This window comes from Sphingomonas telluris (assembly GCF_022568775.1).
GTDB classification, from domain to species: Bacteria; Pseudomonadota; Alphaproteobacteria; order Sphingomonadales; family Sphingomonadaceae; genus Sphingomicrobium; species Sphingomicrobium telluris.
Genome location: NZ_JAKZHW010000002.1, coordinates 579,683 through 591,350, shown reverse-complemented (window position 1 = coordinate 591,350; position 11,668 = coordinate 579,683). Strand labels below are relative to the sequence as shown.

Here is an 11,668-nt window from a genome sequence, read left to right as displayed (position 1 = left end):
TCTTGCCCGACTTCTTCCCTTTAAGCGCTCCCGCTCATGGCCAGTCAGCCCAGCCCTCTTTTCGTGCCCGTCGGGACCAATCCGGCGCAGCTCTTCGGAATGGACGCGAAGGTTCGTGCCTGCCGGATCGCAAAGAACATGGGCCTGGAGACGGCCGACCAGCCTACGCCTGGATTGCCGGTACTGCTCGCGAACATGGCATTTGCCTGGGACCCGGCGTGGCTGCGCGAGATCTCGGGGCGTCCGGGGGCCGTACTGACGCTGCAGGGGACGCCGGTCCTGGCGCATGTTCCGGCCGGAAAAGACCCTGCGCCTGTAGCGGCGGCAATGGAGGGAGGCGGCTCCCTCGACGGATACGAGCTCGTCGATGCGGCGAGCGCGGAACTGAACAACGCCCAACTTCGGAAGCGCGAACGGCCGTTCGTCCTGCCGCTCGATCCGGAGAGCCCGGTCGGCGTCGAGAAGGCGGCCTACGACGGCGCCTACAAGGGCGTCACCGACATCCTGACGCTCTATCTGTGGCGCAGGCCGGCGTTCCATCTGACCCGCTGGGCAGCGCAGGCGGGCATGTCGCCGAACATGATCACGGCCATCGGCGCCGTCTTCTGCGTCCTCGCCTTCTATCTATTCTGGATCGGCGACTATTGGCTCGGCGTCGCGTCGGGCTTCGTCTTTATGGTGCTCGACACGGTCGACGGAAAGCTCGCGCGCTGCACCGGAGCCTCGTCGAAATGGGGCAATGTGTTTGACCACGGCATCGACCTCATCCACCCGCCCTTCTGGTGGTGGGCATGGATCCACGGCCTCGACGCGTACGGAACGCCGCTGGAGCCGGTCTACGCCACCGTTCTGCTGTGGGTGATCGTCGGCGGCTATATTGCGCAGCGGGTGATCGAGGGCATCTTCATGCGCCGCTTCAACCGCATGCACATCCACGTCTGGCAGAAAATCGACAGTCAGTTCCGGCTGATCACCGCCCGGCGCAACCCGAACATGGTGATCCTCGTCGCGGCGCTGCTTTTCGGACATCCGGACGTCGGCATCGAGTTGGTCGCGCTGTGGACCTTGCTCTCGCTGATCTTCCACGCGGTACGGCTGACGCAGGCGACGGCTGCGCACGACCGCGGCGAGCCGATCGTCTCCTGGCTGGCATGAGCCAAGTCACCGCGATCGTCCTTGCGGGATCGAGGCCCGGCGTCGACGCGTTCGCCCAGGCCTACGGCACCGACCTCAAGGCGCTCATTTCAATCGCCGGCGAACCGATGGTTTGCAGGCCGGTTCGCGCTTTGCTCGAGAGCAGAAGCGTCGAGCGAATCCGGGTCCTCGCGCAGCAGCCGGACCGCATCGGCGCCGTCCTTCCAGCCGACGACCGCGTCAGCGTTGAAGCATCGGGAGGCACGATCGCTTCCACGCTCGAGGCGTTCTGCCTCGACCCGAATACCCAATGGCCGTTGCTGGTGACGACTGCCGACCATGCACTCCTGACCGCCGGGATGATCGATGACTTCATCGCAAAGGCACAGGGAGCAGACATCGCGATCGGTCTCGTCGAACGGCGTTCTCTGCTGAAGCGCCTGCCGGAATCGCAACGTACCTGGCTGAAGTTCCGCGGCGGGGCCTACAGCGGAGCGAACCTGTTCCTGCTTGGCGGCCCGCAAGTGCAGCCCGCGCTCGAGCTGTGGCAGTCGGTTGAGCAGGACCGCAAGAAGGTGCTTCGAGTGCTCTGGCAGCTGGGTTTTCTCGGCTTTCTCGGCGCCGCGCTGCGCTTTCGCACGCTACAGCAGGCGCTCGACGGAGTCGGCCGCAAGCTCGGTCTCACCATCCGCGCGGTGGAACTCTCCGACCCGCTTGCCGCGGTGGACGTAGACAAGCCGGCAGATCATCAGCTTGTGACGGCCATTATCGAGGGCCGCGCATGAAGACCGACTTCGCCATCTACGACATGGATCGCACCGTCACGCGGCACGCGACCTACACGCCGTTCCTGCTGCACTGCGCCGTGCGCCGCGCGCCCTGGCGGCTCCTACTTTTGCCGTTCGTAGCGCTTGCTATGGCCGCTTACGCGCTGAAGCTGATCGACCGGGCGCGGCTCAAGGAAATCTGCCACCGCCTGCTGCTCGGCCACAAACGTCATCCGCGCGAGCTAAAGCCGCTCGTCGACAGCTTCGCCGAAAAGACCGCGGCATCGAACGTCCGTCCCGGCGCTCGCGCGGCGATCGCTCGCGACAAGGCGGAGGGCCGCCGCGTCGTCATGGCCACCGCCAGCTATCGCCTCTACGCTGAGGCCATCAGCGCGCAGCTCGGCTTCGACGACGTTATCGGGACGGGCTCGATCATAGGGCTCGACGAGCGTGTGCACGCCAAGATCGACGGCGAGAATTGCTACGGGCCCGCGAAACTGCGGATGGTCACCGACTGGCTGGAAAAGAGCGGCCTGGAGCGCGGCCATGTCCGCTTCTATTCCGACCATGCGAGCGACGCGCCCGTGTTCGAGTGGGCCGACGAGGCCGTGGCCGTGAACCCGCACGGGCCGCTGCGGACGCTCGCGGCCGAGCGCGGCTGGGCGATCGAGGACTGGTCCTAGACCGACCGCAGCGCGTTCTCGAAATCGGCGATCAGATCGTCGGGATCTTCCACACCGATGGAGATGCGTACCAGATTGTCGGTGATCGCCAGCGCCATCTTGCGCTCATCCGGGACCGAAAGGTGCGTCATCGCTGCCGGCGCGCTCGCGAGCGTCTCCGTGCCGCCAAGGCTCACCGCCAAATGCGCGATCTTCAGCGCGTCGAGGAACGCGAATGCCTCCTTCTCGCCGCCCTTCAGGTAGAGCGAGAAGGTCGATCCCGCGCCCGTGCAATGCCGCTTGTAGATGTCCGCCTGGCGCGATCCTTCTTCGAGGAAGCCGAGGTAGCCGACGCTTTCGACCTTCGGGTGGTCGCGCAGGAAGGCGCAGACCTTCTCCGCATTCTGCCCTGCCCGTTGCATGCGGAGCTCCAGCGTTTCGAGGCTACGCAGGAGCATCCACGCCGTATTCGGGTCGCAGATCGTCCCGATCGTGTTGCGCATCATGCGCACCTGATCGATCAGCCCCTGACGCCCGACGAGGCCGCCTGCGACGAGATCGCTGTGACCACCCGCATATTTGGTCAGGCTGTAGACGCTGATGTCGGCGCCCTGCTTGATAGGGTGCGCCCAGAGAGGACCAAGGAACGTATTGTCGATGGCGATCGGCGGACGCTGCGCCTCCGGGAACGCAGCGTTTCGGGCCGCGGCGACCGCTTCCACGTCGACGAGGGCGTTGGTCGGGTTGGCGGGGCTCTCGAGATAGATGAGCGCGACCCGTCCCTTTTCCTTCGCCTTGGCGATGACCGCGTCGATTTCCTCGCGCGTCGCGCCCGCGGGGAAGTCGAGATAGGAAATGCCGAACCGGCCGAGGATCTTCGCGATCAGGGTTTCCGTCGCCGCGTAGAGCGGGCCCGAATGGACGACGACGTCGCCCGGCTGGACGAAGGTCAACAGCAGCGTCGCGATGGCGGACATGCCGCTGGAGAAGGCGAGCGCATCGTCCGCCTCTTCCCACAGCGCCAGGCGGTCTTCGAGGATTTCCTGGTTGGGACCGTTGAAGCGCGAATAGATCAGCCCTTCGGCGCCGCCCGGCCGCTTGCCGGTGACACCTTCGAAGAAGCGCTTACCGTCCGCCGCCTTCTCGAACACGAAAGTGGAGGTGAGAAAGACCGGCGGTTTCAGCGAACCCTCGCTCAAGGCCGGGTCGAACCCGTAGCCCAGCATCAGGGTCGAAGGCCTGAGCTTGTGATTGCCGATGCTGGTCGTGGACGGCTTGGGGCGGCGCTGCGGCGAACCGCTGATATCGTCTTCAGTGGGCAAGAAATGTCTCCTGTGCGCGGCGCCTTAGCGCGACAGCGCGGACTGCGCCAATCAGGCCGCCCGAAAAGGCAATAAGCTGAGCTTCTGACTTGCTAGCGAACCGGCAGGCCGATCACGCTAATCTGGCGGCCGTAAGACGGCTCGTCGCGATGGGTCGACCGGCGGTAGCTGTAGAATCGGTCGGAGTCCGCATAGGTGTCCAGCCGTAGCGTCTCCGCTTCGCCGACACCGGCCCGGATGAGGCGGTGCAATGCGAATGCCGGCAGATCGAAGTGCGGCTTGCCCGCTGGTCCGATGACGAAGAACCGCTCGTTCTCCGGATCTACCTCGAGGAACCGTTCGCGGAAGCTCTCGTCCACCTCGTAGGAATTCTGCGCGATGCAGGGGCCGACGACTGCGGCGATCCTCTCGCGGCGGGCGCCGAGCCGTTCCATCGCCTCGATCGTCGCTTCGTTCACGCCGCCGAACGCTCCTCGCCAGCCGGAATGCGCTGCGCCCACGATGCCGGCTTCGCGGTCCGCGAACAGCACCGGCGCGCAGTCGGCAGCGAGGACACCGAGCAGAATGCCGGGCCGGTCGGTCACCATGGCGTCGGCCTTCGGGCGCTCGTCGTGAGGCCATTCGCGATCCGCATAGACCACCGTCGGAGAATGAACCTGGTGCACCGTCGCAAGCTGCGCGTCTGGAAGGACGGCCTCCACGACGCGCCTGCGGTTCTCTGCGATCAGGTCGGGATCGTCACCGCTGCCGTAGCCTGTGTTGAGGCCCCACATTTCGCCTTCGGAAACACCGCCGCGGCGCCCTAGGAAGCCGTGCGGAACCCGGTCGAGGATTGAGGACCGGAATACCTCGACCTCGCTCAAACCTGCGCTCGCATGATGATGTCTTCGTCGGCCTGCTCGCCGACCATGAACTTGTACGGACCGACTTCCTGAAAACCGTAGCGCTCGTAGAAGCGACGGGCACGATGGTTGTCGGTGTAGACCGTCAGGTAGACTTCGCGGGCGCCGCGCACCCTCGCCTCCTCCATCGTCCATTTCATCAACGCGTGCGCCACCCCCGCTCCGCGCCATTCGTGAAGCAAATAGAATTGGCGCAGCTCGATCGCCGGGCCGTTGCGCTCGACGGGAAGCTCCGCCGGTCCGAGCTTGACGAAGCCGACCGGCTCTCCGTCCGCTTCGGCAAGCTGGAAAGCGAAGCGATCGTCCGCAAGCTCCGCTTCCCACGCCTGCGGGGTAAACTTGCTGAGGAAGGCGTCGAGGTCCTCGGGCCGATACAGATGGGCGAAGGTGGCCATGAAGCTGGTGCGGAAGAGCCGGTCGACCGTCTCGGCGTCGCGGCGGCTGCCTGCGCGATACGAGAAGCTCATTCGGCGAAGCCCGCGGGGGCCGGCCAATTGTCTGCGTGAGCGCCTATCACCTTGAATAACTGCCCCATTTGCTCCTCATGGCACAAGCGGTCGATTGCAGTCTCAAGCTCCGGAATTCGTTCGGGATTCGCCGTCGCCAAAGCTGCTGCTCTCGCTCCTATACCGAGGCGATTCAGCCAATCACCTTGGGTGATGACCTGAGTTACGGCCGCTCCTGCCTCGCGCGCTGCACGGCCCAGCGCTTCGAAGTCCACGTGCGACGTCAGGTCCTGCTCGCCGGCGTCCGTCAGGATCGGAACGTAGCAATGCCCGCGAACGGCCTGGAGCGTATCGCCGGGCGCGCTCTTTTCGTGGCCGTAGTCGATGAGGAGCGCCGCACCCCCGCTACCGGCAAGGCGGGTGGCGATGGCGGCCATAGCGTCCTCCCGCGCGGGCGATTGCTCGACGATCTCACCGTCGCGGTCGAAGGCGAGGCCGCCAGCGGCATTGATCACGCGCCGTTCGATGCCGCCGACGAACTGCCGAATGGGCAGCGCATCGAAGAATTCGTTGGCGACGAGCAGCATGGGTCTGGCGGGCAAGTCTTCGATGCTCTCGTGCCACCGCGCGCCCGGGACGGCCCTGGCCTGAGCCTCGCGCAGGACTGGGCTGGTCTCGACGAGATGCACCTTGCCAGCGAAGCCCGCGCTTCTCAGGACGCGGAGCGCATCCGCCGTGAGGCTGCCGCGACCGGGACCGAGCTCGGCGTAGACGGCGTCCGCCGGACGCCCCGCACGCGTCCAGCAATCGGCAAGCGCGGCGCCGACCAGCTCACCGAACATCTGCGAGATTTCGGGCGCGGTCGTGAAATCTCCATCCCGACCCAGCGGATCGCGCGTGCCGTAATAGTAAGCGTTGCAGGCCTCCATATAGGCCTCAACGGTGATCGGGCCTTCCGCCTGGATCCTCTCCCGCAGCGCCCGTTCGAGAGGTGTCAGGCGACGCTCTCCGTGCCCGCGATCGGCTCGATCCGCTGGCGCCTGCCCTTCGCCGTCCACATCAGCCACGCGCCGAGAATGATCATGGGCAGCGATAGCCACTGGCCCATGTGCAGGCCGGTCGCCTGCGCAAAGCCGACGAGCTGCGCGTCCGGCTCACGGACGAACTCGATGAGGAAACGGAAGAGGCCGTAGAAAAAGGTGAATGCGCCCACGAGCTTGCCCGGCTCGTACCGCGCCTGCGTTCTCCAGAACATCCACGCGAGGATAGCGAAAAGCACGATGCCTTCGAGGATCGCCTCATAGAGCTGGCTCGGGTGCCGCGGCGGGCCATTCACGATCACACCCTGAATCATTTCGGGGAAGCTGACGGCCCACGGCACGGTGGTCGGCGCACCCCACAGCTCATGGTTCACGAAGTTGGCGAGGCGGCCGAAGAAGAGCCCGAATGGCACGCAGCAGGCCACGTAATCGTGGATGCGCAGCCAGGGCAGCTTCTCTTTGCGGCTGAGGTAGAGGATGCCAATCACGGTGCCGATGAGGCCGCCGTGGAAGGACATTCCGCCGTCCCAAAGCTTCAGGATGTCGAGCGGGTGCTGGATGTAATAGCTGAGGTTGTAGAACAGCACGTAGCCGATGCGGCCGCCGAGAATGATGCCCAAGGCCGAGTAGAAGACCAGGTCGTCGGCATGGCGGCGGGCCATTGGAGCACCCGGCTGCTTGATCAGCTTCAGCAGGTACCAGTAACCGAGAAAGATCCCGGCCAGATATGCAAGGCTGTACCACCTCAGTTGGAAGAACCCGAGGTCGAGAGCGACCGGATCAAGGCCGAGATCGTTCCAGACGATTGCACCGATTATTGTTTGTATCGCCAAGGTCTTCCCCGTTTACGGACAGCGCCTCATAAGGTCGCCTGCGTCAAAGGCAAAGGAGTTGGAATTGCCGACTGATCTCGACCGGCGGTACGACGAGATGCTGGCTGCGGTGACCGGACCCGGCGGACGAGTGATTATCGGCGAGGACGAGCACGGGCGCGCCATCGTCACCAATTTTCCTGCCACGCTGCCGACTTTCTTCCGCACATTCTGCGCCCTGAACGCGCAGGTGGAAGCCATCGTTGCGGGCGAAGAGCGCCTGACCTTCGCGGACGTCGACCGCTGGTCGGAGCAGGTCGCGCTTGCGCTTGCGGCGCGCGGCATCCGCAAGGGAGATCGCGTGGGTATCGCCATGCGGAACTGCCCCTCGTGGGTCGTCAGCTACATGGGAATCGTGAAAGCGGGAGCAGTCGCGACCCTTCTCAACGGCTGGTGGCAGCCGCACGAGATGCAGCACGCGCTGGATCTGGTCACGCCGGTCCTGATCATTGCCGACGCGCCGCGAGCTACGCGGATCGAGGGGGTTTGCGGCACCTGCAAGCTCGTGACCCTTAGGATCGAGCAGCCACTGGAGCAGGCTCTTGCGCCACTGCTCGACGGCGGGAGCGGCGACGCAGTGCTGCCGGACGTCGGTCCCGAAGACGAAGCGACGATCCTGTTCACCTCGGGATCGACCGGGGAGGCGAAGGGCGCGCTGTCCACGCACCGAGCGGTCACCACCGGCGTCTATACCTATGCGATCGGCCTGATGGTCCTGCTCGGACTGCTCACCGAAGAAGGTAGAGCGCCGGCCGCCAAGCGCACCTTGATCAACGTCCCGCTTTTCCACGTCACAGGCGAGATCCCGGTGATGCTCAACAGCTTCGTCATCAGCCGCACCATGGTGATGATGGCGAAGTGGGATGCGGGCGAGGCGCTGCGTCTGATCGAGAAGGAAGGCATCACCTATTTCGTCGGCGTGCCGACGATGAGCATGGAGCTCATGAATCACCCGGATCGGGACAAATACGACCTATCGTCGCTGACGGACATCGCGGCGGGCGGCGCTCCCCGGCCGGTTAGCCACGTCAAGCGGCTGGGGCAGGAATTCCCGAAAGCCCAGCCGGCGCTCGGGTATGGCCTGACGGAGACGAATGCTGTCGGCTGCTCCAACGTATGGGGCAATTACGCCGCAAAGCCGGATTCCACGGGGCGGGCGCACAAGCCGTTCGTCGACCTAGCGATCCTCGGCGCGGGCGACGCTCCCCTACTGCCGTTCGAACGCGGCGAGATCGCGATCCGCTCTGCCGCAAACATCAAATGCTATTGGGAAGACCCGGAAGCGACGAAAGCCACGTTCACGGCCGACGGCTACATCCGCACCGGCGACATCGGCTACCTCGATGAGGACGGCTACCTGTTCATCGTCGACCGCAAGAAAGACATTATCATCCGCGGCGGCGAGAACATCGCCTGCGCGGAGGTGGAGGCCGAGATCTACGCCTGCCCCGCGGTGGCCGAGGCCGCCGTTTTCGGGATGCCCTCTGAGCGGCTTGGCGAAGTGCCTGTTGCGGTCATCTATCTTCACGAGGACAGCGACCTGAGCGAGGAAGACCTTCGCGCGTTCCTTGAGCCGCGCATTGCCGCCTTCAAGATTCCCGAGCGCTTCATTTTCTCGGACGAGCCGCTTCCCAAGCTCGGCACGGGCAAGATCGACCGCGTCGCGATCAAGGCGCAGTACCGCAGTTGAAGCCCAACGATCATCCGCAAGTGCAGCCGCGCCGCATCGGCGTGCTGCTGATCAACCTAGGGACGCCCGACGCACCTGAGCCCGGAGCGGTCCGGCGCTACCTCGCGGAGTTCCTGACCGACCCGCGCGTCATCGAGATCCCGCAGTGGCTTTGGCGCCCGATCCTGCACGGCGTGGTCCTGCGCACGCGGCCGAAGAAGTCGGCGCACGCTTATAAGCAGGTGTGGACTGAGGAAGGATCGCCCCTCGCCGCGATCAGCAGGCGTCAGGCCGAAGCGCTGCAGCAGCGCCTCGGCTCGGATGTGATCGTCGATTTCGCAATGCGCTACGGCAATCCGGGAATCGCGAAGTCCTTGCAGAGCTTGGTCGACCTGGGGTGCGATCGCATCGTCGCTGCGCCGCTCTATCCGCAATATTGCGGCGCCACGACCGCGAGTGCGCAGGACGCGGTGTTCGCGGCGCTTGCGGCAATGCGCTGGCAGCCGTCGCTGCGAACGCTGCCGCCCTACTTCGACGAGCCTGTCCACATCGACGCGCTGGCGGCCAGCCTTGAACGGCAATTGGGCGCGCTCGACTTCGAGCCGCAGCGGTTGGTGCTGAGCTTTCACGGCATGCCCCAGCGCACGCTTGAGCTTGGCGACCCATACCACTGCCACTGCCAGAAGACGGCGCGCTTGCTGGGCGAGCGACTGAGCATTCCAACGGAGATCGCTTTCCAGTCGCGGTTCGGCCGTGCGAAATGGCTTGAGCCCGCCACCGACAAGGTCCTCGCGAGATATCCCAAGGAGGGGGTAACGCGCGTCGCCATCGCCGCGCCGGGATTCTCCGCCGACTGCGTCGAGACGATCGAAGAGCTCGGGATTCGCGGCAAGGAGACGTTTCTGGCCGCTGGCGGCGATCGTTTTGCGCGTCTCCATTGCCTCAACGATTCGGCCGATGGCATGGCGATGCTGGAGGCGCTTATCAGGCGTGAACTTGCAGGCTGGCTTCCGCATCCATAATTCGGGCCCTGGAGAGAGACAGGGAGAGACTCATGGCACGCGTTGCAATCGTGACTGGCGGTACCCGTGGAATTGGCGAAGCAATCAGCGTCGCGCTTCGTGACCAGGGCATGAAAGTCGCCGCGAATTACGCGGGCAATGAGGAACGCGCGCGCGAGTTCAGCGAACGCACCGGCATCCCCGCGTTCAAGTGGGACGTGTCGGACTTCGACGCCTGCCAGGCCGGCGTTGCTCAGGTCGAGCAGGAAGTCGGCTCGGTCGACGTTCTCGTGAACAATGCCGGCATCACGCGCGACACGACGATGAAGCGCATGGACCACCAGAAGTGGCAGGAGGTGATGGATACGAACCTCGGCGGCTGCTTCAACATGGCCAAGGCGGTGTGGGACGGCATGACGAGCCGCGGCTACGGCCGGATCGTCAACATCGGGTCGATCAACGGCCAAGCCGGCCAGTATGGCCAGGTGAACTATGCCGCGGCCAAGTCCGGCATTCACGGCTTCACCAAGGCGCTGGCGCAGGAAGGCGCCCGTTCGGGCGTTACGGTGAACGCCATCGCGCCGGGGTACATCGACACAGACATGGTCGCGGCAGTGCCGCAGGAAGTGCTGCAGAAGATCATCGCACGCATCCCTGTGAACCGGCTCGGCCGCGCCGACGAGATCGCCCGCGGAGTCGCCTTCCTGGTCGACGAGAATGGCGGCTTCATCACCGGCTCGACACTGTCGATCAACGGTGGACAGCACATGTATTGATGGCGGAGCCGCAAGACTTCTCGCCACCCGTCAAACGGTCCGTGACCATAGCGGGCCACGAAACATCGGTCGCCCTGGAGCCAATGTTCTGGGCCGCGCTGGAACGAGCGGCCCTGAATTCCGGTCAGCCGCTCAATGCCCTGATTGCGCGGATCGATGCCGAGCGGATCGAGGGTACGAAGCCCCCGAACCTCGCCTCGATGCTGCGGCAGTGGCTATTTCGACAAGCGCTCCGCAGCGGCGATGACCGCGTCGGCGAAGGCAGCCTCGCCATGCGGAGCGACGTCGAGCCATAAAGCGGGCTCGACCAGCTCAAGCTCCATCACCAGCAGCTCGCCGTTCAGGCCTCGGATGATGTCGACGCGCCCGTAGGTTGCAGGCGCGGGTGCAGCGGCCAGCACCGCTTGCGCCAGATCTTCCGCGCCGTCAGGCGTGTCGCACGGTTCGGTGGTACCGCCGAGGCTTGGCTGCACCCGAAAATCGCCTGCCTTCGGGCGCTTCACCAGAGTGTGACTGAGGACACCGTCAAAGTGGATCAGAGCATATTCGCCTTCCGTCGCGATGCTCGGGAGGAAGGGCTGGATCATCATGCGCTGTTCGCGCTCGCCGGCGGGGATGGCGTCACCGGGTCGAATGCGGTGCGTACCAGTGGCGGAGGCCGAGACCGGCGGCTTCACCACCAGCTCGGAGGTTCCGAATTGCTGGGCGGCATGGTGTAGATCGGCGTCGCTTAGCGCCTGTGCCTCTATCGTCGGGACGCAGGGAATCCCCTTCCACGTGAACTCGGCGAGATAGGCCTTGTCGCTGTTCCACCGGAGCAGCTCCGGTGGGTTCGCGACCGGCAGTCTCTCCCGCTCCGCACGCTCAAGGAACGCGAGCCATTCTGTGTAGCGGAGGTGGTAGCCCCATGTGACGAGCGGCAGGATGAGGTCGTACCGGTCGAGATCCGCTGCATCCGTCCAGACGACCGGATCGACCGCCACGCCGCGCCGTTCGAGCGCCGCGGCTTCGGCGTCGAACGCCCACCGCCACGGGTCCGGATAGTCCGGCGCCGGGACCAGAAATGCGAGACGCACG

The 11,668-nt window shown here is 65.1% G+C and carries 13 protein-coding genes; 7 read left to right on the top strand and 6 right to left on the bottom strand.

All coding sequences use genetic code 11. The features are described from left to right. The first annotated feature begins 36 nt into the window (after positions 1 to 36). Genes LZ016_RS13950 through LZ016_RS13940 form a run of 3 tightly spaced genes read left to right on the top strand, consistent with a single transcriptional unit; the run spans position 37 to position 2,584 of the window. Positions 37 to 1,155 carry a CDP-alcohol phosphatidyltransferase family protein gene (locus tag LZ016_RS13950; RefSeq protein WP_241448060.1) on the top strand — a complete coding sequence of 373 codons (1,119 nt, stop codon included), beginning with the start codon at positions 37 to 39 and terminating at the stop codon, positions 1,153 to 1,155. After that, a complete protein-coding gene (locus LZ016_RS13945; RefSeq protein ID WP_241448059.1) occupies positions 1,152 to 1,919 on the top strand; it encodes an NTP transferase domain-containing protein in 768 nt (255 codons plus the stop codon). Before LZ016_RS13950 ends, LZ016_RS13945 begins: the two co-directional genes overlap by 4 nt. Further along, positions 1,916 to 2,584, top strand: coding sequence for an HAD family hydrolase (locus tag LZ016_RS13940; RefSeq protein WP_241448058.1), 669 nt, complete (start codon positions 1,916 to 1,918; stop codon positions 2,582 to 2,584). Before LZ016_RS13945 ends, LZ016_RS13940 begins: the two co-directional genes overlap by 4 nt. On the opposite strand, the gene LZ016_RS13935 is transcribed toward LZ016_RS13940, so the two are convergent. From LZ016_RS13935 to lgt, 5 genes are all read right to left on the bottom strand, one after another. Beyond that, positions 2,581 to 3,885 carry a cystathionine gamma-synthase family protein gene (locus LZ016_RS13935; protein WP_241448057.1) on the bottom strand — a complete coding sequence of 435 codons (1,305 nt, stop codon included), beginning with the start codon at positions 3,883 to 3,885 and terminating at the stop codon, positions 2,581 to 2,583. The two genes, LZ016_RS13940 and LZ016_RS13935, sit on opposite strands and share 4 nt — an antisense overlap. A gap of 92 nt (positions 3,886 to 3,977) precedes the next feature. Further along, complete coding sequence (pgeF, locus tag LZ016_RS13930) at positions 3,978 to 4,748, bottom strand: peptidoglycan editing factor PgeF (RefSeq protein ID WP_241448056.1); 771 nt, start codon at positions 4,746 to 4,748, stop codon at positions 3,978 to 3,980. Next, the gene (locus LZ016_RS13925) at positions 4,745 to 5,254 is read right to left on the bottom strand and encodes a GNAT family N-acetyltransferase (RefSeq protein ID WP_241448055.1); all 510 of its coding nucleotides are present in this window, start codon (positions 5,252 to 5,254) and stop codon (positions 4,745 to 4,747) included. Before LZ016_RS13925 ends, pgeF begins: the two co-directional genes overlap by 4 nt. Next, a complete protein-coding gene (locus tag LZ016_RS13920) occupies positions 5,251 to 6,300 on the bottom strand; it encodes a class I SAM-dependent methyltransferase (protein ID WP_241448054.1) in 1,050 nt (349 codons plus the stop codon). The genes LZ016_RS13925 and LZ016_RS13920 overlap by 4 nt, the downstream gene beginning before the upstream one ends. Next, positions 6,228 to 7,106: a prolipoprotein diacylglyceryl transferase gene (gene lgt, locus LZ016_RS13915; protein WP_241448053.1), complete on the bottom strand. Its 879-nt coding sequence runs from the start codon at positions 7,104 to 7,106 to the stop codon at positions 6,228 to 6,230. The genes LZ016_RS13920 and lgt overlap by 73 nt, the downstream gene beginning before the upstream one ends. A gap of 64 nt (positions 7,107 to 7,170) precedes the next feature. Between lgt and LZ016_RS13910 the strand changes: the two genes are divergently transcribed. The 4 genes from LZ016_RS13910 to LZ016_RS13895 are packed head-to-tail and all read left to right on the top strand — an operon-like array spanning position 7,171 to position 10,887. Further along, the gene (locus LZ016_RS13910) at positions 7,171 to 8,835 is read left to right on the top strand and encodes a class I adenylate-forming enzyme family protein (RefSeq protein ID WP_366512932.1); all 1,665 of its coding nucleotides are present in this window, start codon (positions 7,171 to 7,173) and stop codon (positions 8,833 to 8,835) included. Next, positions 8,832 to 9,836: a ferrochelatase gene (gene hemH, locus LZ016_RS13905; RefSeq protein WP_241448052.1), complete on the top strand. Its 1,005-nt coding sequence runs from the start codon at positions 8,832 to 8,834 to the stop codon at positions 9,834 to 9,836. Before LZ016_RS13910 ends, hemH begins: the two co-directional genes overlap by 4 nt. Positions 9,837 to 9,868: 32 nt before the next feature. Continuing rightward, positions 9,869 to 10,591 (top strand): acetoacetyl-CoA reductase, encoded by a 723-nt coding sequence (gene phbB / locus LZ016_RS13900; protein ID WP_241448051.1) that lies wholly within the window; start codon positions 9,869 to 9,871, stop codon positions 10,589 to 10,591. After that, positions 10,591 to 10,887, top strand: coding sequence for a ribbon-helix-helix domain-containing protein (locus tag LZ016_RS13895; RefSeq protein ID WP_241448050.1), 297 nt, complete (start codon positions 10,591 to 10,593; stop codon positions 10,885 to 10,887). The genes phbB and LZ016_RS13895 overlap by 1 nt, the downstream gene beginning before the upstream one ends. Here LZ016_RS13895 and LZ016_RS13890 read toward each other — a convergent pair. After that, positions 10,807 to 11,667 (bottom strand): ATP-grasp domain-containing protein, encoded by an 861-nt coding sequence (locus LZ016_RS13890; RefSeq protein WP_241448049.1) that lies wholly within the window; start codon positions 11,665 to 11,667, stop codon positions 10,807 to 10,809. The genes LZ016_RS13895 and LZ016_RS13890 overlap by 81 nt on opposite strands. Position 11,668: the final 1 nt, after the last annotated feature.

Bases quoted from the DNA above. Each gene is read 5' to 3' on its own strand.
- LZ016_RS13950 (WP_241448060.1), top strand. From the start codon at position 37: ATGGCCAGTCAGCCCAGCCCTCTTTTCGTGCCCGTCGGGACCAATCCG.
- LZ016_RS13945 (WP_241448059.1), top strand. From the start codon at position 1,152: ATGAGCCAAGTCACCGCGATCGTCCTTGCGGGATCGAGGCCCGGCGTC.
- LZ016_RS13940 (WP_241448058.1), top strand. From the start codon at position 1,916: ATGAAGACCGACTTCGCCATCTACGACATGGATCGCACCGTCACGCGG.
- LZ016_RS13925 (WP_241448055.1), bottom strand. From the start codon at position 5,254: ATGAGCTTCTCGTATCGCGCAGGCAGCCGCCGCGACGCCGAGACGGTC.
- phbB (WP_241448051.1), top strand. From the start codon at position 9,869: ATGGCACGCGTTGCAATCGTGACTGGCGGTACCCGTGGAATTGGCGAA.
- LZ016_RS13895 (WP_241448050.1), top strand. From the start codon at position 10,591: ATGGCGGAGCCGCAAGACTTCTCGCCACCCGTCAAACGGTCCGTGACC.